Annotated in this window: 20 protein-coding genes; all 20 read right to left on the bottom strand. The window is 67.6% G+C overall.

Features of this window, described 5'->3' with window-relative positions:
• Positions 1-2144: methyl-accepting chemotaxis protein (locus ACI2JH_RS17640; RefSeq protein ID WP_404736829.1), on the bottom strand; the 2144-nt coding region annotated here is incomplete at its 3' end.
• A gap of 95 nt (positions 2145-2239) precedes the next feature.
• Positions 2240-2620, bottom strand: a complete 381-nt coding sequence (locus tag ACI2JH_RS17645; RefSeq protein ID WP_042611988.1) for a hypothetical protein — start codon at positions 2618-2620, stop codon at positions 2240-2242.
• A gap of 129 nt (positions 2621-2749) precedes the next feature.
• Positions 2750-3241 (bottom strand): chemotaxis protein CheW, encoded by a 492-nt coding sequence (locus ACI2JH_RS17650; protein WP_101099691.1) that lies wholly within the window; start codon positions 3239-3241, stop codon positions 2750-2752.
• Between the two features lie 127 nt (positions 3242-3368).
• Positions 3369-4148, bottom strand: coding sequence for a flagellar brake protein (locus ACI2JH_RS17655; RefSeq protein WP_101099692.1), 780 nt, complete (start codon positions 4146-4148; stop codon positions 3369-3371).
• Between the two features lie 207 nt (positions 4149-4355).
• On the bottom strand, positions 4356-6539 hold the full coding sequence (locus tag ACI2JH_RS17660) for a methyl-accepting chemotaxis protein (RefSeq protein WP_404736830.1): 2184 nt from the start codon (positions 6537-6539) through the stop codon (positions 4356-4358).
• A 39-nt stretch (positions 6540-6578) separates the two neighbouring features.
• The gene (locus tag ACI2JH_RS17665) at positions 6579-6743 is read right to left on the bottom strand and encodes a hypothetical protein (protein ID WP_182657505.1); all 165 of its coding nucleotides are present in this window, start codon (positions 6741-6743) and stop codon (positions 6579-6581) included.
• 398 nt (positions 6744-7141) lie between these two features.
• Complete coding sequence (locus tag ACI2JH_RS17670) at positions 7142-9382, bottom strand: methyl-accepting chemotaxis protein (protein ID WP_404736831.1); 2241 nt, start codon at positions 9380-9382, stop codon at positions 7142-7144.
• A gap of 204 nt (positions 9383-9586) precedes the next feature.
• On the bottom strand, positions 9587-11575 hold the full coding sequence (locus ACI2JH_RS17675; protein ID WP_319276830.1) for a chemotaxis protein CheA: 1989 nt from the start codon (positions 11573-11575) through the stop codon (positions 9587-9589).
• Positions 11576-11624: 49 nt separating this feature from the next.
• A complete protein-coding gene (locus ACI2JH_RS17680) occupies positions 11625-11990 on the bottom strand; it encodes a response regulator (protein WP_042613857.1) in 366 nt (121 codons plus the stop codon).
• Positions 11987-12295 carry an STAS domain-containing protein gene (locus ACI2JH_RS17685; protein WP_101099696.1) on the bottom strand — a complete coding sequence of 103 codons (309 nt, stop codon included), beginning with the start codon at positions 12293-12295 and terminating at the stop codon, positions 11987-11989. The genes ACI2JH_RS17680 and ACI2JH_RS17685 overlap by 4 nt, the downstream gene beginning before the upstream one ends.
• 301 nt (positions 12296-12596) lie before the next feature.
• The gene (locus ACI2JH_RS17690) at positions 12597-13601 is read right to left on the bottom strand and encodes a chemotaxis protein CheW (protein ID WP_404736832.1); all 1005 of its coding nucleotides are present in this window, start codon (positions 13599-13601) and stop codon (positions 12597-12599) included.
• On the bottom strand, positions 13598-14380 hold the full coding sequence (locus tag ACI2JH_RS17695; protein ID WP_404736833.1) for a ParA family protein: 783 nt from the start codon (positions 14378-14380) through the stop codon (positions 13598-13600). The genes ACI2JH_RS17690 and ACI2JH_RS17695 overlap by 4 nt, the downstream gene beginning before the upstream one ends.
• 4 nt (positions 14381-14384) lie before the next feature.
• The gene (motD, locus tag ACI2JH_RS17700) at positions 14385-15380 is read right to left on the bottom strand and encodes a flagellar motor protein MotD (protein WP_101099699.1); all 996 of its coding nucleotides are present in this window, start codon (positions 15378-15380) and stop codon (positions 14385-14387) included.
• 1 nt (position 15381) lies between these two features.
• Positions 15382-16122, bottom strand: coding sequence for a flagellar motor protein (locus ACI2JH_RS17705; protein ID WP_057508268.1), 741 nt, complete (start codon positions 16120-16122; stop codon positions 15382-15384).
• Between the two features lie 76 nt (positions 16123-16198).
• Entirely contained in the window at positions 16199-18043 is a 1845-nt protein-coding gene (locus tag ACI2JH_RS17710; protein WP_404736834.1) for a chemotaxis protein CheA, read from the bottom strand.
• 2 nt (positions 18044-18045) lie between these two features.
• On the bottom strand, positions 18046-18684 hold the full coding sequence (locus ACI2JH_RS17715) for a protein phosphatase CheZ (protein WP_182657510.1): 639 nt from the start codon (positions 18682-18684) through the stop codon (positions 18046-18048).
• On the bottom strand, positions 18684-19076 hold the full coding sequence (gene cheY / locus ACI2JH_RS17720; RefSeq protein WP_042613865.1) for a chemotaxis response regulator CheY: 393 nt from the start codon (positions 19074-19076) through the stop codon (positions 18684-18686). The genes ACI2JH_RS17715 and cheY overlap by 1 nt, the downstream gene beginning before the upstream one ends.
• Before the next feature lie 21 nt (positions 19077-19097).
• The gene (locus ACI2JH_RS17725; RefSeq protein ID WP_042613866.1) at positions 19098-19841 is read right to left on the bottom strand and encodes an RNA polymerase sigma factor FliA; all 744 of its coding nucleotides are present in this window, start codon (positions 19839-19841) and stop codon (positions 19098-19100) included.
• Complete coding sequence (locus ACI2JH_RS17730; RefSeq protein ID WP_042613867.1) at positions 19838-20725, bottom strand: P-loop NTPase; 888 nt, start codon at positions 20723-20725, stop codon at positions 19838-19840. The genes ACI2JH_RS17725 and ACI2JH_RS17730 overlap by 4 nt, the downstream gene beginning before the upstream one ends.
• On the bottom strand, positions 20712-22616 hold the full coding sequence (locus tag ACI2JH_RS17735; RefSeq protein ID WP_404736835.1) for an AAA family ATPase: 1905 nt from the start codon (positions 22614-22616) through the stop codon (positions 20712-20714). The genes ACI2JH_RS17730 and ACI2JH_RS17735 overlap by 14 nt, the downstream gene beginning before the upstream one ends.
• Between the last annotated feature and the right edge of the window lie 99 nt (positions 22617-22715).

Consider the following 22715-nt stretch of genomic DNA (forward strand, 5'->3'; position numbering starts at 1 on the left):
TCTTCCACCAGCGCCGCGTTCTGCTGGGTGGTTTCGTCCATCTGCACCACGGTCTGGTTGACCTGTTCGATGCCGGCGGACTGTTCCTGCGAAGCGGCGGAGATCTCGGCCATGATGTCGGTCACGCGCTGCACCGAGGCGACGATCTCGCCCATGGTGGCACCGGCCTTGTGCACCAGCGCCGAACCATCGGCGACCTTGCCGACCGAGTCGTCGATCAGGCCCTTGATCTCCTTGGCCGCTGCGGCCGAACGCTGTGCCAGCGTGCGTACTTCGCTGGCGACCACGGCGAAACCGCGGCCCTGTTCGCCAGCACGTGCGGCTTCCACCGCAGCATTCAGCGCCAGGATGTTGGTCTGGAAGGCGATGCCGTCGATCACCGAGATGATTTCGGCGATCTTCTTCGACGAGGTCTGGATGGCCGACATGGTGGTGACCACCTGGCCGACCACTTCGCCACCCTGCGAGGCCACGCCGGCCGCGCCGATTGCCAGCTGGTTGGCCTGGCGGGCGTGCTCGGCGTTCTGGCGCACGGTGGAGGTCAGTTCCTCCATCGATGCTGCGGTCTCTTCCAGGTTGGCGGCCTGTTGTTCGGTACGGCGCGACAGGTCACTGTTGCCGCTGGCGATTTCACCGGCGGCCGAGTTGATGGCGCGGCTGGAATGCTTGATGCGGGTGACGATGCCGCTCAGCTGCTCGGCGGTCGCATTGGCATCGTCACGCATCTGCGCGAACACACCCTGGTAATCGCCGTGCATGCGCGCGGTGAGGTCGCCACGCGACAGTGCGTTGAGCAGCTGGGAGATCTGCTCGATGCTCGATGCGTTGGCATCCAGCAGGCCGTTGATCTGGTTGGCCAGCTGCAGGAAGAAGCCGTCCTTGCCTTCGCTGTCCACGCGGTCGGTGAGATCGCCCGCGGCGGCGCGGGCGATGACCCGGGCCACTTCGGCTTCAACGGCGGCTTCCGGGGTGCGGTCGCGCCATTCGGTCACATGGCCGACCGTTTCGCCTGCTTCGTTGCGGATGGTGGAGATGACCTGGGCGAACTGTGCCTGGCCGTACTGCACTTCGCGGCGGGCCACGCCGTTGCGCTCCAGCTCGGAGAGCACGGCCGCATCGGCCTTGCCGCCCACTTCCAGTTCGGCGACCGGGCGGCCGACCAGCGGCGCTTCCACGTCAAAGTCCGGCAGGTCCTTGCGCACTTCGGCGGCGTGCTCGACCAGCGACTGCGCCAGCGCACGGTTGGCGTAGACGATCTGCTGGTTGGCATCGCTGAGGAACACGCCGGTGGAGCTGTAATCCAGCGCGGTGCGGATACGCAGGTTCTCGCTGGCGATGGCCTGGTCGCGTTCGATGCGTTCGCGCAGATCGCGCTGCATGCGCTGCATGGCCTGCATCAGGTCGCCCACTTCATCCGAGCGCGAGGTGTCGATGTGTCCGTCCAGCTTGCCGCTGGCTACTTCGTTGGCCACGCTCACCGCGCCGCGCACGCTGCCGACCAGAGCGCGGGCAAACAGCCACACCAGCACGAAACCGAGCGCGGCGCCGCCGAGCAGGGCAACGATGATCAGCGTGGCCGAGGTGGCATAGGTGGATTCTGCCTGCTCGCGCGCCGCGCGGGCCAGGCGGTTGTCTTCGGCGATCAGCGTTTCCAGTGCGGCGGCCGAAGCACGGTGCTTGGTGCGCGTCTCACCGACGAAGGTATCGATGGCGTCGTCGGGCAGCTGCAGTTCCAGCATCTCGCTGACCGAATCGTAGGAGGCGAGCGCGCCGTTCCATTCCTTGACGAAGGTGTCGAACAGGGCTTTCTGCTGCGGATTGTCGACCAGCGCCGGGTAGGCTTTGATCGACGCATCCATCTGCTTGCGCAGCTCGGCTGCACGGGTGTGCGCCTCGGCCTTGACGTCGTCGCTGGCGCGGATCAGCTGCTGGTAGGAGGAATTGCGGTACTCACCCAGCACGCCGCGCATCTCACCTGCCATGCGGATGCTTTCCATCCGCTTGCCGGCCAGGTCGGTGGTCACGTTGTTGAGCGAGTGCAGGCCACGGTAGGCCACGATGCCCTGAAGCAGCATCACCAGCAGCAGCACCCCGAAGGTGAGCAGCAGCTTGGGCATCAGTTTGAGGTTGTTGATCCAGGGCATGGCGTTGCACTCTCCAAAGGCGGACGCGTCCGGGCCACCATGGCCCGGGTGCAGCAGCCACGCCGGCCGTGCCGGCGTGGCGGGACAGGCCGGTCTTACTTGATGTCGGCCAGCTTCAGGCCAGCCGGCGAGCTGACTTCGATTTCAGCGCGCGAGGCGTCGCGCTCGATCCTGCCGATCACACAGACGGTCTTGCCTTCCAGCGATTCCAGCGGGAAGCTGAACTTGCCGCGGTTGGCGCCAGCGATGCGTGCCGAGAAGGTGTGGCGCGGGAAGGCGCCGCCCATGTACAGGAAGGTCGGCGAACCTTCCGAACCTTCGGCGAAGCGGGCCTTTTCGACCTTGCCGCAGACCATGCCTTCCTTGCCGACCTGGCGCGGGGCCATCTCCGGCGGAATCATGGCCGACTGGGCGGAGGCGGTCAGGGCGGTGGCGGCCAGCAGGGTGGCCGATGCAAAGGCGAACAGGGACTTCATCTACAGGTACTCCAGTAATGGGGATGGGGATCGGGTGGCCGGCCTGGTGCGTTCCGTCGCGGGCGGTCCTTGAATCCCCTATCGGCTGTTGCAGATGGAACTGAAGGATTTTGTTTCGATCCGCTGCAATCAGGCAGCGGCTTCCTCGGCCACGACCGGCTGGCCCATGTCGGCGCTGTCGAGCAGGGTTTCGATGTCCAGCAGGATCAGCATGCGATCGTCCTGGGTGCCGATGCCGGAAATGAAGCGGGTATCCACTGCCGCGCCAAACTCAGGGGTCGGGCGGATCTGCTCGGCCGCCAGCGGGATCACGTCGGAGACGCTGTCCACCACGATGCCGACCACGCGGTCTTCCACGTTCAGCACGATCATCACGGTGAAGGCGTCGTAGCGCGCGTTCTCCAGGCGCAGCTTCAGGCGCAGGTCGATGACCGGCACGATGGTGCCGCGCAGGTTGATCACACCCTTGATGTAGTCCGGTGCATCCGGTACGCGGGTGACCGCATCGTAGCCGCGGATCTCCTGCACCTTGAGGATGTCCACGCCGTAGTGCTCGTCGCCGAGGGTGAAGCTGAGGAACTCGCCGCCGGTATCGGCGTGGGCCTGGTTCTTGTCGTTCATCGAGTGTGTCCTGGGTGCCGTGATTCGCGGTCTCAGGCTCGATATCGGCGGATCCGGGCGGGACTTTAGCAAAAGCGCGCGCGAGCAGGCTCGCCCCTGCGACAAAGGGGCCCTCGCGGGCACGCCGCTACAGTTCGCCGTTCTTGCGGGCGCTGCGCTGGCGGTCGATGCGGAAAATGTAGCGTTGGATGGCGCTGTCGCCGCCGCGCGGCAGGCGGTCGAAGCGCAGCCCCACGCGGGTGACTTCGCTGCCGTTGGGCAGCTTCTGCAGGCGCTCGTTGCAGGCGATCAGGCTGACCTGCAGGTCCGGTCCATCGGGCAGGCTCAGTTCGGCGTCGTAGCGCTTCTGCAGGCCGAACACGGCGTACTCCGCGGGCAGGGTGACCGCCAGTCCGCCGCCGCTGATGTCCACCACGCGCATCGCCAGCCGCTCCGGGCGTCCGTCCACCGCCGGCAGTACCAGCTGCGGGGAGTCGGTGATCGGGGTCTCCAGCCGGTACATCTCCCGGCGCTGCAGGTGCACCATCTCGTCCGGCAGGGTGGTCCGGAACGCGACGTGGCGGCCGTTGTCCAGGCGCTCGATATGGTCCACGCGGAAGCGCACCAGCACCCGGTCCAGCTGGGCAAAGCACAGCAGGTGGCCGGCTGCCTCGGCGGCGCGGTTGGATGCCTCCTGCGGGCTGCCGTCGAGCAGCAGCTCATCACGTTCCTCGTCCAGCTCCAGCACCGCGGTGGGGAAGCTCTGGTCGCGTCCGCCGATGTGGGCGTTGATCAGTGACCGCTGGTCGATCAGCTGCCTGAGCAGCTGGCGGATCTGGAGCGGGTTTTGCACCAGGAAACGTTCATCGGCGCTGTCGTCGTGCGCGGAGGGGGGATCCTGTGCTGCATCGTGGCTGCCTGCGGACATCGGTTCTGCGTTCGAGTACGGGAAAAACCGTGACGTAGGACACGGTGGCCTTCCAGCATATCGGCATGGGTGCCATTTCCTGAACCCCATGCAAGCGCCCCGTTGCCAGGCGGGGCCAGTGGGGGCATCGGTAGCGCCGGGCCGCGCTCGGCGAACGCAGCGGCGGGGAGCTGACGGCCACCGGCCGTCACTACCCGGCGGGCGGCGCTAGCCGGCCAGCTCGCGCAGCCGCCGCAGCACGGCGGTATCGCTGCCATCATCATGCAGGCGGAAGCGCGCCACGGCCTCGGCAAGCCCTGCGGCCTGCGATCCCATGGCATGGGTCGCCTCGGTCGAGGCTTCGACCAGGGCCGCGTTCTGGCGGGTGTTGGCGTCCATCTGGGTGATGCTGTGGCTGACCTGTTCGATGCCCGCGCTCTGTTCCTGCGAAGCCGCGGCGATCTCGGCCATGATCTGGTTGACCTGCTGCACCGACTGCACGATCTCGCGCATGGTCGAGCCGGCGCGCTGCACCAGCGCCGAGCCGTGCGCGACCTTGTCCACCGAGTCGTCGATGAGGCCCTTGATCTGTTTGGCCGCCTCGGCCGAACGCTGGGCCAGTACGCGCACTTCGGAGGCCACCACCGCGAAGCCACGGCCCTGTTCACCGGCACGGGCCGCTTCCACGGCGGCGTTCAGGGCCAGGATGTTGGTCTGGAAAGAAATGCCGTCGATCACCGAAATGATCTCTGCGATGCGACGCGAGGCATGTTCGATGTCGCTCATGGTGGAGACCACGTTGCCGACCACCTCGCCCCCGGAGGCCGCCACCTCGGCCGCACCGCTGGCCACGCGGTTGGCCGTGCGGGCATGTTCGGCGTTCTGCCGCACGGTGGCGGTCAGTTCTTCCATGGTGGCGGCGGTTTCTTCCAGGCTCGCCGCCTGTTGTTCGGTGCGGCTGGCAAGGTGCCCGTTGCCCTGGGCCAGGCCGGCGGCGGTGCCATTGATGTGGGTGGACGCGTCCTGGATGTTGCCGACGATGCGGGTCAGCTGGGCGATGGTGGCGTTGGCATCGTCGCGGATGCGGCCGAACACGCCGTGGAAATCGCCTTCCATGCGTGCGGTGAGATCGCCCTGGGAGAGCGCCGACAAGAGGGCGGAGATCTGGTCCAGGCTGGTGGCGTTGGCATCCATCAGGCCGTTGAGGTGCTGGGCCAGCTGCAGCAGGAATCCCTCCTTGCCTTCGCAGGCGACACGGCCACTGAAGTCGCCGTTGGCGGCAGCCTGCACGATGCGTTCAAGCTCGGCTTCCACCTCCGCTTCGAGCGTACGATCGGCCCACTCCACCACGAAGCCCTGGCGCTCACCCTGGGTGCTGACGATGGGATTGACGATCAGGCGCAGCAGGCGGCCGCCGACGCGGATGTGCGCACGGTAGGTCGTGCTCAGGGTGTCCAGCAGCCTGGCCTGGTGGGCCGGGTTGCGGTGGAAGATGTCGATGTTGCGGCCGATCAGGTCGCGTGCATCGAACTGTGGCAGGTCGCGGCGCAGGTCGGCTTCGGCAGCGGCCAGCATCTGCTGCAGGGGGCGGTTGACGAATACGATGTTGCGCTCGCGGTCGGCGATCATCACGTTGGTGGTGACATCGTCCAGCGCCGTGCGGATGCGCAGCGTGTCCGCCAATGCCGCCTGTTCGTGTTCGCGCCGCTGCAGCAGCTGGGTACTGGTCTGCACCAGGGTGCGCGCCAGCGATTCGGCCGGGAACTGTTCGGCATGGATGCCGGCCGGCAGCGGCTGGTCGGCGGCCACGCCGCGCGCCAATGCGGCCAGCTGCCGGGGATCATGTCCGAGCAGCAGCAGCTGGCGGCGCATCTGCACGGCCATGACCGAAAGCAGCGCGGTTTCCACCACCACGTAGCTGGCGTGCAGGGCGAGGATGCCGATGCCGCTGCCTGCACTGAACACCGGGTAGGGCAGGCCGCGCTGCTGCAGCCAGAAGAACAGCACGTGGTGCACGGCGATCGCCGCGGCGGCCACCACCAGCGGCAGCCAGTCGCGGTAGTACAGCAGCAGGGCGATCAGCACGATCACGGTGAAATGGGTTTCCAGCAGGCCGCCGGTCTGGTGGATCAGCGTGGCGGCCTGCACCATCCAGGCCAGCGCGACGGTGCAGCGCGACAGCCGCGTGCCGGGCAGCAGATGGACCTGCGCGGCGACCACCAGCAGGGTGGGCAGGCTGAGGGCGAGGAACGGGGTCCAGGCACCGGCGCGCAGCGCAAGCCCCATCGACACCAGTGCCAGCAGGGCGCTGACCCCCAGGAACAGGCGATCGGCTTCTGCCGTCAGGGCCTGCAGAAAAGGAAGTCTTTCGTGACCTGCGAACGAATCAACAGTGCGTGGCGTGGCGGACATGCGCAATGCTCCTTCTGGCATGAACAGCGGCGTGGCGATTCAACGGCGGTCGGTGGGGGCGACGCACAGGGAAATGGGAGAGTCGGCCTTCTGGTACCACAGCGCCGGTGCTGCCCAGCCCATCCAAAGGCCGAGCAGCAGCAGGCCGGCCAGCGCGCGGGGAAAGCGCTGTCGGGTTACGACGACGTCGGCGGAAGCGTCCATCAGCAGACCGGGCGATGTGGTGAGAGCAGTAACGGCCCTGCGCGGACGAACTTGACGGGCGCGTGATGAGAGTGTGACGACGCGCACGGATTGTCCCGAAATCACGGCGTTCGGCTGGCCGGCCCCTGACAGGTTTCGGGGGCCGCAGACGCAAAGCGGTAGCGCCGACCCATGGTCGGCGGATATCCATCAGCGCAGCTGACAAATTCCGCCGACCATGGGTCGGCGCTACCAGAGCCGCATGTTCCCAGGCCGCCATGGACCTGACGAAGGCGGGGCGGGGTGGGTTGGCGGGGGCGTCGAGCGCCATGGATGGCGCGAAACGAGGCCCGCAGGAGCGGGTTTTGCCTCCCCCGCGAACCTGCGCCGCCCCGCCAGGCAGTGAACCGCTGTAGCGCTTAGAACTCCTGCCAGTCGCCGTCACCGGCGATGACCGGCTGCCGCACTGTTGCGCGGCGGGTGGTGGGGCGTGCGGTGGCCGCAGGCGCCTTGGCGGCCGAGGAAGCGCTGATGCGTGCGGCGGGCGCCGCGGTGTTCGCCGGCGCGTTGTCGGTCAGGCGGAACTGGGCCACTGCATCGGTCAGCTGCATCGCTTGTTCTTCCATCGAACGTGCCGCCGCGGTGGCTTCTTCCACCAGCGCCGCGTTCTGCTGGGTGGTTTCGTCCATCTGCACCACGGTCTGGTTGACCTGTTCGATGCCGGCGGACTGTTCCTGCGAAGCCGCCGAAATCTCGGCCATGATGTCGGTCACGCGCTGCACCGAGGCGACGATTTCGCCCATGGTGGCGCCGGCCTGGTGGACCAGCGCGGAGCCGTCGGACACCTTGCTGACCGACTCATCGATCAACCCCTTGATCTCCTTGGCCGCTGCGGCCGAACGCTGTGCCAGGGTACGCACTTCGCTGGCGACCACGGCGAAACCGCGTCCCTGGTCGCCCGCGCGCGCCGCTTCGACGGCGGCATTCAACGCCAGGATATTGGTCTGGAAGGCGATGCCGTCGATCACCGAGATGATCTCGGCAATCTTCTTCGAGGACGCTTCGATCGCCGACATGGTGGTGACCACTTCGCTGACCACCGCGCCCCCCTGGCTGGCGACGCCGGCTGCGCCGATCGCCAACTGGTTGGCCTGGCGCGCATGCTCGGCATTCTGGCGCACGGTGGAGGTCAGTTCCTCCATCGATGCTGCGGTTTCTTCCAGGTTGGCGGCCTGCTGTTCGGTACGGCGCGACAGGTCGTTGTTGCCGGCGGCGATCTCACTGGCGGCGCCGCGGATGCTCTGCGCCGATACCTGGATGCTGGACACGATGCTGGTCAGCTGGCCGACGGTGGTGTTGGCATCGTCGCGCATCAGCGCGAACACGCCGTGGAATTCCCCGTCCATGCGTGCGGTCAGGTCACCGGCGGCGATGGCCCGCAGCAGCTGTGACAGCTGCGACAGGTTGCCGTCGGCCACATGCATCATGGTGTTGAGCTGTTCGATCATCACCTTGAAGTCATGCTGGAAACGCGCGGCATCGCCACGCTGGCTGAAATCACCGACCGCCGCGGCCGATGCCAGTTGCTGGATCTGCGTATTGATCGCCAGCAGGCTGGCCTTGGCCGCATCCATGGACTCATGCAGGAAGGCGCGGCTGGCCGGCAGGCGGCGTGCGTCCGGTTCCAGGTTGCCGATGGCGTACTGGTTCAGCACATCCACCGCATCGCGTAGTGCGTCGAGGTGTTCGAAGATGACCGTATTGATGCCATGCGCCAGCTCGCCATACACGCCGGGGAAGTCTTCCGGGATACGGTGGCTGATGTCCGGGCCGGCGTGCATTTCCACCATCTGCTGGGTCTGGCTGGAGAAGCGGCGCAGCGTGGCGGTCATCTCCGCGGTGGCGGCCAGCATGCGGCCGGCTTCATCGTTGCTGGTGGCCTGGGTGGTGACGCTCAGGTCGCCGCGTGCCACGGCCTGGATGGCCTGCACGGCCTTGCCCAGCGGTACGGTGATGGCGCGCGAGATGATCACCGCCAGCGTGGCCGCAACCAGCGACAACAGCAGCATCGCGGCGATGATGGCGACCAGGCTGGTGTGGTGGGTGGCGTTGGCGTTGGCGATGCCCTGGTCCATCAGCTTGCCGCTGTAAGCGCTGAGGGCCTTGAGGTCTTCGAACAGGGCGCGCCGCAGTGGTCGCGACTGCTCATCGGAAATCTGCTGCGCCAGTACCGCATCGCCGCCGCCGCCGGCCGCGCGCAGCTGTTCGTTGGCCGCCAGATACGCAGCGACTGCTGTCTTGACCTTCGCATACAGGGCGCGCTCGGTGGCGTCGGCCGGCAGTGCAGCGTAGGCATCGAGTTCCTGGTGCACCACCTTGGCGGCGGCGTCCATGCGCTTGTTGTAATCAGCCACCTTTTCCGGCTTGTCCAGCATGGTCAGCTGGGCCATCTCATAGGTGCGGAACTCACCCAGCTGCGAGCGTACTTCGCCAAGGTGCTGCACCGAGGGAATGGCATTGCTGGCCATGCCGCGCAACTGCTGGTTGGCCTCGGACAGGCGCAGCAGGGCGAAGCCGCCCAGCACGAGGGTCATCAAGGTGGTCAAGGTGAATCCCACCGCCAGCTTGCGGGCGATGGGAAGATCGGCGAACCACTTCATGCGGGTGCTCCAGGGCAGGGCGGGGCGCAGCGGCCACGCCGCTGGGCGATATTGGAAAGGACTCGGACACGGCGGTGTGGGGGGTCATCACGCCGTCTTTACAGATAGCGGCGCGGCTGCGCGGATCTGTAGCGCCGAGCACTGCTCGGCGACGTTTTTTTATTCCGCCGGGCATGCCTCGGCGCTACCGTGCAGGTTGTTGCGTCAGGCGGCCTGCGGCACGCGCAGCGAGCGTACCAGCCCGCCGATGTCCACGATGAGCGCAACACGGCCATCGCCGAGGATGGTGGCGCCGGACACACCGCCGATGCGGCGGTAATTGTTCTCGATGTTCTTCACCACGACCTGCTGCTGGCCGACCAGTTCGTCCACTTCCAGCGCGATCTTCTGGCCATCGCCTTCCACCACCACCACCAGCGATTCATCGCTGTGGCGCTGGCCATAGCCGTAATACTCGCTCAGCGACAGGATCGGCAGGTACTCACCGCGTACGCGCAGCACGCGGCCTTCGCCGGCCATGGTGCGGATGTCGCTGGCCTGCGGCTGCAGCGCTTCCAGCACGTACGCCAAGGGCAGGATCAGGGTTTCGCCGGCCACCGAAACGGTCATGCCGTCGAGGATCGCCAGCGTCAGCGGCAGGCGGATCAGCGTGCGCGTGCCGATGCCGGCGCGGCTTTCGATCTGCACTTCGCCGCCCAGCGCCTGGATGTTGCGGCGGACCACGTCCATGCCCACGCCGCGGCCGGACAGGTCGGTCACCGCATCGGCAGTGGAGAAGCCCGGCTGGAAGATCAGGTCCCAGACCTGCGCATCGGTGGGGTTCTCCGGCACGGCCAGGCCGCGTTCGGCCGCCTTGGCCAGGATGCGCTCGCGGTTCAGCCCGTGGCCGTCGTCGCTCACTTCGATGACGATGTGGCCGCCCTGGTGCGAGGCCGCCAAGGTGATGGTGCCGGTTTCGTCCTTGCCCGCGTTGCGGCGGAACTCCGGCATTTCCAGGCCGTGGTCGATGGAGTTGCGCACCAGGTGGACCAGCGGGTCGGCGATCTTTTCGATCAGGCCCTTGTCCAGTTCGGTCCCTTCGCCGATGGTCTTCAGGCGCACCTGCTTGCCGAGCCGGGTGGACAGGTCGCGGACCAGGCGCGGGAAGCGGCGGAACACTGCATCAACCGGCAGCATGCGCACGCCGATCACCGCTTCCTGCAGGTCACGCGTGTTGCGTTCCAGCAGGTCCAGGCCGGCGAACAGGCGTTCGGCATGGGCCGGGTCGATATGGTTGGACACCTGCTTGAGCATGGCCTGGGTGATGACCAGCTCGCCGACCAGGTTGATCAGCGCATCGACCTTGTCCACGCTGACGCGGATCGAGGATTCGGCTTCCTGCGCCGGCGTCGCAGCGGCCGTGGCCGGCGCTGCGGTGGCAGGCGCTGCAGCCACCGCCGGCGCGGCCTCTACCTGGGCCGGTGCGGTGGTGGCCAGGCTGGGCGGTGCGACCGGACGGATATCCAGCTCGCAGTCGTCGACCACCCAGGCGAAGGTGTCTTCGATCTGGCTGCGCTTGATCTTGCCGATCAGCCCGAGATCCCATGCCAGGTGGGCTTCGAACGGATCCAGCTGCTCGAAGCCGGGCAGCCGCTCAAGGCGTGCCTGCACCTGCAGCGGGCCGAGGTGTTCCAGTTCGCGGATGATGCGCAGCGGATCATTGCCGCTCATGAACATCGACGGTGCCGGGGTGAAGCCGATCTGCCAGGCTTCCGGCTCCGCTTCGGCCGCGACCGGGGCGGCTGCGCTTGCTGCCGCCGGGGCCTGGCCGGACAGGATCGATTCCAGTCGTGCCTTCATCGCCGCGACCGTGGCCGGGTCGGCCTGCACGCCGTGTTCGGCTTCGCGGAGCAGGGCACGCAGCACGTCCACCGAGGCCAGCATGGCATCCACCGCATTGGCTTCCAGCGCGCGTTTTCCGGCGCGTAGTTCGTCCAGCAGCGTTTCCAGCACGTGGGTCAGCGCGGCGATGGCATCAAAGCCGAAGGTACCGGCGCCGCCCTTGATCGAATGCGCCGCACGGAACACCGAATTGATGATCTCTGCATCGTGCTGGCCGGATTCCAGGGTCAGCAGTCCAGCTTCCATGGCGTCCAGCCCTTCGCGGCTTTCCTCGAAGAAGGTGGCGTGGAAACGTTGCAGGTCCATGCTCATGTCAGGTGTGTTCCAAGGGCGGGCGCGGGGGACGGGATGGCGTGGGCGATCAGCCCAGGACCTTCTGCACGGTGGCGATGAGCTGTTCGGGATTGAACGGCTTGACCAGCCAGCCGGTAGCGCCGGCGGCCTTGCCTTCGGACTTCTTGTCGGCGGCCGATTCGGTGGTCAGCATCAGCATCGGGGTGAACTTGTATTCGGCCAGCTGGCGCAGTTCGCGGATCAGCGAGATGCCATCCATGTTCGGCATGTTGACGTCGGTGACCACCGCGTTGAAGCGCTGGCCCTTGGCCCGGCCCAGCGCGACGGCGCCGTCCTCGGCTTCTTCGACGGAAAAGCCGGCCGAGGTGAGGGCGAAGGAAACCATCTGGCGCATCGACGCCGAGTCGTCCACCACCAAGATACGTGCGCTCATGCCGCGTTCTCCACAGATTTCAGGTTGTCATGGGATACAGCCAGGCCCAGGGCCTGGGTGACGCCGAGCAATCGCGCGGCGTCGGTGAAGGTTGCGGTGCTGCCGCTGAATTCCGTCTGCAATCCGGCACCGCGCCGGGCCTGTACGAAGGCGCACAGGACCTGCATGGCGGCGGTGTGGATACGGCCCACCCGGCTGGCGTCGAGGGTCAGCGGGTCGGCCGCGGCCAGCAACGGGGCCAGGCGGTTCTTCAGCTCGGTGCTGCTCTCGATGCCGAGATCTTCACCCAGGTCCACAGTGCTCATTGTTGCTCCGGACAAACGGTTCCAGACTTCATAGCGGCAATATCCGGGGAAGCTTTAGGGTTTGGTTTTTTTTCGCGTCCCCGGGGCAGAAGCAGAAGCCGGGGGCGAGGGGGGCGGGCAGGGTCAGGCAGGACACGCCGCAAGTACGTCCGTGTAGGCTTGTGTTCGGCTCCTGCCTCACACAGTCCTGCCTGACCCTGCCCGCCCCCCTCGCTGACAGTCCGCGCTTGGGCCGCGGGTGATTGGGGGGAAGGGCAAGGGCAAGGGCGGAGCGCGTGGCTCCTGCGAGGGCTGCTGCCTTTCAGTTCAGGAGCTGGGTGGCGTCGAGCAGGATCATCGGTTGCTGGTGGAGGCGGGCTACGCCTCGGAAGATGTCGTTGCTGATGCGGCAGATGCGGGCGGTGTCGGGGGGTTCTATCTGGGAGTCGCTGAGGTTGGTGACGTCTTCCACGGCGCTCACGCGCAGGCCCATGATCTCACCGTTTTCTTCCAGCACCACGATGCGGGTCAGGGCGTCTTCGCCGGCGGGGGCGCCGCCGAGGTGGATGCCCAGGTCCATCACCGGAACTACCTGGCCGCGCAGGTTCATGATGCCGAGCATCGCAGGGGCGGTGCCGCGCAGGGGCAGCAGCGGGACCGGCAGCACTACCTCCTGCACCTTCAGCAGTTCCAGCGCATAGGCCTGGCTGCCGCAGCGCAGCCGCAGCCAGCGCGAGCTGCGCTCGGTGGCGCGTCGCTGCGGGGATGAGGCGTAACCGCTCTGCCGGGCCTGTTCCTGCAGTTCCTGCCAAGTGCTGGGCGGGTTTTCATTCGGCTGCGCCAGCGCGGGGGTAGCGCGGGCCACGGTGCGCGGCGGCAACGCGGGCGCCGCAGGCGCGGCGGGCGGGGCCGGGGCGAGCAGGGCGGCGATGGGATCGGCTGCGGCAGCGAAGGCGGCTTCCAGCGAGGGGCTGTCGGCGTTGGTGAGCACCGCGCTGACGTCCTCGCCCGTTTCGTAGATCACTTCGTCCGGCAGGTCGTCCCAGGTCGGTTCCGGTTCCGCTCCAGCAGCAGGCAGCGGCGCGTCGGCGGCGGCATCAAAGGCGGCCTGCAGGCTGGCTTCGTCCATCAATGCGGGGTCTTCGCTGCTGGCCGGCCCGGTTTCGTAGACCACCTCGTCGGGCAGGTCATCCCAGGTCGGCTCGCGTTCGGCGGGGGGCTCGGCTGCGGTTTGGGCAGCGGGAACCGCGACCGGCTCGGCGAGTGTCGTGGTGGCTTCGCCCAACAGCTGTTCCAGGTAATCGTCCAGCACGGTTTCGTTGTTCATGCGGCCTGCTCCATTGCGCGCGCATCGTCGGCCAGGATCCAGTCCAAGGCACGTCGGTAGGCGGCCAGGCCGCGGCCCGGATAGTCGTCCCCTTCCACCGGCGCCATCAGCGTGGCGGCGTTGCTCATCCGCGTGTCCACCGGGATCGCATCCTCCCAGACACGCGTGCCATGGTTGTCCTGCATCTGCCGCAGGCTCTCGTTGCCGGCGCGGGTGCGGCGGTCGAACAGGGTCGGCAGGATGGACATCGGCAGCGGGCGTCGACGCGAGCGTTCAACCATTTCACCGGTGCGGACCATGCCGTCCAGCCCGTGCAGCGCCAGCGGTTCGGCCTGGGTGGGAATGATCAGGCGATCCGCCGCGGCCAGTGCGTTGATCATCAGCAGCCCGAGCGTGGGCGCGCAGTCGAGCAGGATGTAATCGTGACGGCCGGCGTGGCGTGCCAGCGCATTCTGCAGCGACAGTCCCAGTCCGGGCTGGTTGGCGCTGCGCCGTTCCAGCGTGGCCAGCGCCGACTGCGCGCAGACGTGGTCCAGCCCCGGGATGTGGCTGGCGTGGCACAGCGTGGCCAGTTCGGCCGGCGGTGCGGCGAACAGTTCCAGCACGCCGGCCGGCGGCGGATCCAGCGGGATGCCAAACGAGCGGGTCAGTGAAGCATGCGGGTCAAGATCGATCAGCAGCACGCGGTGGCCCAGGGCGGCCAGTTGCCGGCCCAGCGCCAGGGTGGTGGTCGTCTTGCCGACGCCGCCCTTCTGGTTGGCGATTGCCCAGATGCGCATCGGTCTACTCCTTCATGGCGGGGGTGACGGCGGCGCCGATCGGGCTGCCGGCCGCTGCAGGCGCACGTGGCGCCTGCGGGGTGGGGGGTAAGGAAATCGGGGTGATCGGCGCGGGCGCAGCGCTGCCGGCGGAGGCGTTGAGCCGTTCGCTGATCGGGTCCACGCCGTGCGTGGTGTCGGCCAGGATGATCACCATCACGCGCCGGTTGCGGTTGCGTCCGCCGGCGCTGGTGTTGTCCTCGCGCGGGCGGAATTCGCCGTAGCCGACCATCGCCAGGCGGGCCGGCTGCAGGCCCTGGTCGGCGAACAGGTGCACCACGCTGGCGGCACGCGCGGCCGACAGTTCCCAGTTGGAAGGGAACTGCGCGGTGGCGATCGGCACGTTGTCGGTGTGGCCTTCCACGCGCACGCTGTTGGGCACATCGCGCAGCACCCCGGCCAGCGTGGACAGGGTGTCACGCGCCTGCACGTCCAGCACCGAGGCACCGGTCGGGAACAGGATATCGCTGTTGATCTCCACCTCGATCCACAACTCGGTACGGCGCACGGTGATCATGCCGCGGTCGATCAGCGGCGCCAGCGTGGCGGTGAGCCGGTCGGCGATCGCATTGAGCTGGCGCTCGGCCTGCTTCAGCTGCTCCTGGTCACGGAAGGACACCGGCGAGCGCATCTGTGATGCCATTGCCGGCAGCAAGGAGGGATCGTTGGCCGGCGCCGGTGCTGATGGACCGACGCGGCTGCCTGCGTTGATCACCGAGGGCGCATCCCAGCCACCGCCCTTGACCTGGTTGCTGCCGACCTGCACGGGGTTGAGGGTGCGCGGGGCCGAACCGAAGGCCGTGCTCAGCGCGGCGGCGACCACGCGGTATTTGCCTTCGTTGACCGATGAGATCGCATACATCACCACGAAGAAGGCAAGCAGCAGCGTCATCAGGTCGGCGTACGGAATCGCCCAGGCCTCATGGTTGGCATGCTCTTCGTGGTGCTTGCGGCGGGCCATGTCAGTGCAGGAACCCGCTCAGGTTGGATTCGATGTTGCGCGGATTCTCGCCCAGCGCGATCGAGATCAGGCCTTCGATGGCCATTTCCCGGTCTCGGGTGTTGTGCGCGATGACGCTCTTGAGCTTGGCCGATACCGGCAGGAACAGCAGGTTCGCCGAGGCGATGCCGTAGATGGTGGCGGTGAACGCCGCGGCGATGCCATGGCCGAGCTTGCTGGGGTCGGCCAGGTTTTTCATCACCGCGATCAGGCCCAGCACCGCGCCGATGATGCCCAGCGTCGGCGCATAGATGCCCATGGCCTCGAACACCTTGGAGGCGGCGAGGTCCTTGTGCTCCTGGCTGCTCAGTTCGATCTCCAGCATGTGCCGGATGGTTTCCGGCTCCACGCCGTCCACCAGCAGTTGCAGCCCCTTGCGCAGGAACGGATCGGACTGCGCTTCGACCTGTGCCTCCAGGCCGAGCAGGCCCTGGCGGCGGGCGATGTTGCTCCATTCCACGATCTGGGTGATCAGCTGGCGGCGATCGCTCTGCGGCGGGCGGATCACCCAGCGCACGATGGTGAAGGCATGCTTGAACACCGCCGGGGCGGTATGCAGCAGGATCGATGCGAGGGTTCCCACGATCACGATCACGAACGCAGCCGGCGACCACAGCGACGCCAGGCCAGCGCCCTTGAGGATGCTGCCCCCGACCAGTGATGCCAAGGCGAGGAAGAGTCCTATGAGGCTGAGTCTGTCCATGGATCGGTTATCGGCCCGTAGCGGTGTGACTTGAGCTGGCGGCCGGCAGCGTGCCGACCGACGTCACAGTTTTCAATCAGTCGTGCGGGCTGCGAAGCCCGTCGACATCGAGGATCAGCGCCATCCGACCGTCGCCGATCAGGGTGGCGCCGGCATAGCCGCGCAGTCCGCGCAGCGCCTTCGGCAAGGGCTTGATGACCACTTCTTCGCGGCCTCGCACCTGGTCCACCACCAGCCCGAAGCGTGCTTCGCCCGCCTGCAGCACCACGATGGTGAGCAGATTGGACTGCATCGGCTCCACGTCCAGCCACTGGCGCAGGTCCACCAGAGCCAGGGTGTGCGAGCGACGGTCGAGCACCGCGCGGCCATCGAACCAGCCCAGCGAGGTGGCCGGTGCATGCAGCACCTCCAGCACGCGGGCCAGCGGCAAGGCGTAGACATCCTCGCCGGCCTGCACCAGCAGGGTCGGCAGGATCGCCAGGGTGAGCGGTACGCGGATCATGAAGCGGCTGCCACGGCCCAGCTCGGACTGGATCTGGATCTGTCCACTCAGTTCGCGGATGCGCGACTGCACCACGTCCATGCCAACGCCGCGACCGGAAATGTCGGTGACCTGGGCCTTGGTGGAAAAGCCGGGGAGGAACACCAGGTGCAGGCATTCTTCGCTGCTCAGGCGGGCGGCGGCTTCAGGATCGATCAGGCCCTTCTCGCGGGCCTTGGCCCGCAGCTTTTCCGGATCGATGCCGGCGCCGTCATCCTGCACTTCGATGCTGACATAGTCGCCTTCCTGCTGCGCTGAAAGCCGCACGTGGCCACTGCGCGGCTTGCCCTGGGCTTCGCGCAGGTCAGGCATTTCCACGCCGTGGTCGATGGCATTGCGCACCAGGTGCACCAGCGGATCGGCCAGCGCTTCCACCAGGTTCCGGTCCAGCTCGGTTTCCGCCCCTACCAGCTCCAGTTCGACTTCCTTGCTCAGCGAGCGGGCGACATCGCGGGCGACCTTGGGGAAGCGTGAGAACACCTTGCCCACCGGCTGCATGCGGGTACGCATCACCGCCGACTGCAGCCGCGCGGTGGCGATGTCCAGGGTGGAGACCGCGCGGTCGAGTTCTTCATCGCGCAGGCGCGCGCGCAGCGTCTTGAGCCGGTTGCGTGAGAGCACCAGTTCGCCGATCAGGTTGACGATGGCGTCCAGCCGCTTGGTGTCCACGCGCACGGTCTGCTCGGCTTCGGCCAGCGGCTTGGCCGGCTTGGGCGGGGCGGCGGCATTGGCCGCCGGTGCACGGGCGGCGGGCGGGGCGGGCTTGGCGGGAACGGGCGCAGGGGCCACCGGGGCAACGGCCTGGGCGCCGGGCACGGCACCGCCGTGCAGCTGGTCGAGCAGGGCTTCGAACTCGTCTTCGCTGATCATCGCATCGGCGGCCTTGGGTGCCACCGCGGTCGGTGCGCCGCCACCATGCAACTGGTCAAGCAGGGCTTCGAATTCGTCATCGCTGATCAGCGATGGATCGCCGCTTGCAGCCGCGGCCGTGCTGGCCGGAGCCGCACCGACATCGAACTGGGCGATCAGCTCCGGTGGCGCATGGCCGGGCTCTTCGCCGGCCGAAACCGAATCCAGCATCGCCTGCAGGTAGTCCAGCGACTGCTGGCCGGCATCGAAATGGTGCGGCTGCAGCGTGGCCTGGCCGGCACGCACCAGGCCGAGGGTTTCTTCCGCGGCGTGGCACAGTTCGACCATGGCGGTGATGCCAAGGAAACCGGCGCCGCCTTTCAGCGTGTGGTAACCGCGGAACACCGCATTGAGCTGCGGGCTGTCCTGCGGGTCCTGTTCCAGGGTGACCAGCTGCTCGCCGAGACGATCAAGGATTTCCTGCGCCTCGATGATGAAGTCGGCAGCGATGTCGTCGGCGATTCCACTCATCTTCAGAGCCCCAGGTCGGACAGCAGGTCGTCGGCATCGTGCTGGGACACCGCATGGCGGTCCACGCCGTGCACCGCAGGACCGGCCAGTGCCGGTTCGTGACGACCCTGCTGGCGCTGCGCCTGCAGTTCCGGCGGCAGACCCAGTGCACCAAAGCCTTCATGCACGCGGCGCACGATGCCGACCACGCGGCGGATGATCTGCCCGGTCAGGTCCTGGTAGCTCTGGGTCAGGGCGATCTCGGTCAGGTTGTGGCGGATGCGCTCCAGCGCCTGCTGCTGCTCCAGCAGCGGCAACGCCTCTTCACCCAGGCGTGCGGTGAGTGCACGGCATTCTTCGGTCAGGTCCAACGTGCGGTGGGTGGCCTGTTCGGTCATCGTCACCACGTGGTCCAGGCGGGCGCAGGCGTCGTCCAGCTCACCGGCATCGGTGGTGACGGTGGGCAGTTCGCCCAGTGCCTGGCCAAGCTCGCGCGCCAGCCGTGACAGGCCAGCCATCATCGGCTGGGTACGCGCGGCGGCGAGGGCATCGATCTGCACGCGCCAGCCGGTTTCATCGCCCGCTTCCAGCGCGGCAAGCGCTTCCTGCAGCCGCTGCACCAGCCAGGCCTTGTCCATCGCTGCATCCATGACAACGGCCATCAGGCGCTCGCCGCCAGGCGTTCGAAGATCTTGCCCAGCTTTTCCTGCAGGGTCAGTGCGGTGAACGGCTTGATGATGTAGCCGTTGACGCCGGCCTGGGCCGCTTCGATGATCTGTTCGCGCTTGGCTTCGGCGGTGACCATCAGCACCGGCAGGGTCTTCAGGCGTGCATCGGCCCGGATCGCCTTGAGCAGCTCGATACCGGTCATCACCGGCATGTTCCAGTCGGTGACCACGAAATCGAAAGACTGGCTCTGCAGCATCGCCAGTGCGGCATGCCCATCTTCAGCTTCGGCGGTGTTGGTGAAGCCGAGGTCGCCGAGCAGGTTCTTGACGATGCGACGCATGGTCGAAAAGTCGTCGACGATCAGGATGCGCATGTTCTTGTTCAAAGCTTGATTCCTCTTGGGTACTTACGCTTCCAGGCCCGCGTCAACGGCCTCGAAGGTTTTCAGTCGGCCACGCAGGCGCAATACCGCCTGGCCATGGATCTGGCAGACCCGCGACTCGCTCACGCCGAGCACTGCGCCGATCTCTTTAAGGTTGAGTTCCTGTTCGTAATACAGCGACAGCACCAGCTGCTCGCGCTCGGGCAGGTGGCCGATCGCCTTGCCCAGTTCGCTGCCGAACTGGCTGCGTTCGAGTACCTGCTGCGGGGTCGGACCGCCCTGGGCAATGGTGTCCAGCTCGCCCTGGTCTTCGATCCGCGACTCCAGGCTCAGCACCTGGCCGCGCGAGGCATCTTCCATCAGCCGCAGGTAGTCCGGCAGCGGGATGTCCATCGCCGCCGCAACCTCGGTGGCCGATGCCGCGCGGCCGCTGGCCTGTTCCAGCCTGCGGATGGTGGCGGCGGCGTCACGCGCACGGCGGTGCACCGAACGCGGCACCCAGTCGCCACGGCGGATCTCGTCGATCATCGAGCCACGGATGCGGATCGAGGCATAGGTTTCAAACGATGCGCCCTGGTCGGCGTCATAGCTGCGCGAGGCTTCGATCAGCCCCATCATGCCGGCCTGGATCAGGTCATCGACCTCCACGCTGGCGGGCAGCCGGGCGGCCAGGTGATGGGCGATGCGGCGCACCAGGTCCGAATGCTGGTTGATGCATTCGGTGGCCGCGGTGCGCTGTACTTCGCGGTACTGCGCTGCGCCTTTCATGCCACCACCCCGCGCTGCTTGAGGATGCGTTCGAGGAAGAACTCCACGCCGCCGCGCGGCTCGGTGGGGGCCTGCCAGCGTGCGGTACGGCGGGCGATCTCGTTGATCGCCAGCGCCGACGGGCTGGACGGGTAGGCCTTCACCACCGGCTGCTGGCGCTGCACCGAAAGGCGCAGCCAGTCGTCCTGCGGCACGCAGCCGAGGTAGTTCAGCGAGACATCGGCGAGGAACTTCTCGCAGACCCGGCTCAGCTTTTCATACAGCACGCGGCCTTCATTGGAGTCGCGCACCATGTTGGCCACCACCTGGATCCGGTCCACGCCGCGTTCGCGCGAAAGCACCTTGATCAAGGCGTAGGCATCGGTGATCGAGGCGGGCTCGTCACAGACCACCACCACGGTGTCCTGGGCAGCCTGGCAGAAGGTCAGCACGCCATCGGTGATGCCGGCGGCGGTGTCCACCACCATGACATCCAGGTCGCGCTCCAGTTCGGAGAACACATTGACCAGGCCGACATGCTCGGCCGGGGCCAGTTCGGCCATGTGCCGGCGACCGGACGCGGCCGGGACCACCAGCACGCCGTTCGGGCCTTCGATGATGACTTCTTCCAGCGTGCATCGGCCGGCGATCAGGTCGGCCAGGGTGAACTCCGGCTTCAGGCCCAGGATCACGTCGATGTTGGCCAGGCCCAGGTCGGCGTCCAGCAGCAGCGTGCGTTTGCCCATGCCGGCGAGCGCCACGGCCATGTTGGCCGAAACGTTCGTTTTGCCCACGCCGCCCTTGCCGCCGGTGACGGCGATGGTGCGGACAGGGCCCAGCGGCTGGCTGCGGGTGGCCGACAACGGAAAGGCGGTGGTCAGCTTGGCGTACTCACGCGACGGCATGGTTCAACTCCGGGTTGCAGGGCATATCGGCCGCGCGGCGCAAATCTTCAAGGCGAAGTACGAGATTGGCTGCACTGGCCCGGTGCAGGTCTTCGGGAACGTCCTGGCCGTCGGTCACCCAGGTGATCGGCAGGCGGTGGTCGACGGCCACCGACAGGGCGGTGCCGAAGCGGCCGGTCTCATCCAGCTTGCTCAGCACCACGCCCTGCAGGTTGGCGGCACTGAAGCGGCGCACCACTTCGTCCATGTCGCCGAAACTGGTGTTGGCCGGCAGCACCAGCAGGGTGCTCACCTGGGGGGCGGCGCGCAGCCACTGCAGCTGCGAGGCCAGGGTGCGGTCGCGCGGGCCGACGCCGGCGGTATCGATCAGCACCAGCTTGTAGTCCTTCAAGCGTTCCAGCAACTGGTCCAGGTCGGTACCACTGTTGGCCTCGTGCACGGCGATGCCGAGCTGGCGGCCGAAGCCGTACAACTGCTCGCGGGCGCCGATGCGGGCGGTGTCGGTGGTGACCAGGGCGACGTCGCGCGGGGCGTGGGCTTCGGCGAAGCGCGAGGCCAGCTTGGCGATGGTGGTGGTCTTGCCGGCACCGGTGGGGCCGACCAGCGCGATCACCCCGCCGGCTTCCAGCGGGTCGACCGGGGAGATCGGCAGCTTGCGCGACAGCAGGCCCAGCATCAGCCCGCGACCCCGGTGCGCTTCGGTATCCAGCGGGATCTGCAGCACCACGTCGCGGGCGATCCCGGCGTCGAAGCCATATTCGTCCATCAGGTCCAGCGCGGTGGCACGCACCGGGTTGCCGCGCAGGCGCTCATCGGTGAAGCGGTGCATCTCGCGTTCGATGACCTGGCGCATGCCGGCCACTTCATTGCGCAGGTGGCGCATCTCTTCGTCGTCGCGGGCGATGACGGTGAGGGTGGGGGGCGCAACCACCGGCGGCGCCGGCGGCACGACTTCGGCCAGCTGGAGGGTGGGAGCGGGTACGGATTCCGCCGGGCAGGGCTCGGCGCTGACGGCCAGGGGTAGCGCCGACCCATGGTCGGCGAGCGAAGCGGGCCGTGGACGGGCAGATTCCGCCGAGCATGGCTCGGCGCTACCGGCCAGGGGTAGCGCCGACCCATGGTCGGCGAGCGAAGCGGGCCGTGGACGGGTAGATTCCGCCGAGCATGGCTCGGCGCTACCGGCCTCGCTCAGCTCCGGCACCTGTGCGGCGAAGGCCATCGGCAGCGGCGGCGGCAGCACCGCCGGTGCGCGCAGGACCGGTGCCGGAACGCGCGGTTCAACGGCCTCTGCCGGTGCGGCGACATCGAAGGTTTCGTCCTCCACCCAGGCGCGCGGCAGCGCAGCGGCAGGGCGGCTGGGCGACACCCGCAGCGCGTCGGCCGGCGGCTGCACGAAGGGGGCGAAGATCTGCTCGGGCAGCGACGGTTCGTTGACGGCCGGCGGCGACGGGAATCGGGCGAGGCCACCGGCGGCACGCGCCAGGGTGGCGGCGAAGCCTTCGCTGCCACGACGCGGCACGCCTTCATCAGCGCTGTTGAGGGTGCGACCGGTGGCGCCGACCGCCGCACGCGCCAGCGCGGCGACGGCCGAGGTGGTGGCCGCAACCGGTTCGACGTCCTGTTCGGGCGTGCGGCGGCGGGTCATCGCCGCGATCATCGCGTCGGCCGCGGTGCGCGGGCGCGGTGCCGGCGCGGGTGCCGGTGCGCTGTCCTTGCGTGCGGTTTCCAGCGCACGCTGCACCACGCTTTCGTCGTAGTGCGCGGCAGCCACGATTTCCACGCCTTCCTCGATCCGCCGGTTGGACAGGATCACCGCATCGGGACCGTGTTCCTTGCGTACCAGGTTCATGGCCGAGCGCATGTCGGCGGCGACGAATCGTTTGATTTTCATGCTGGGGTACCGGGACGGATTCGTTTCAGGGGCAGGGGATCGCGGGTGGTCGGTGGTCAGCACGGTGCTGGGTCCCCTTCGGTAATGGGTGGATCAAGA

This window comes from Stenotrophomonas sp. NPDC078853, assembly GCF_044901215.1.
Taxonomy (GTDB): domain Bacteria; phylum Pseudomonadota; class Gammaproteobacteria; order Xanthomonadales; family Xanthomonadaceae; genus Stenotrophomonas; species Stenotrophomonas lacuserhaii.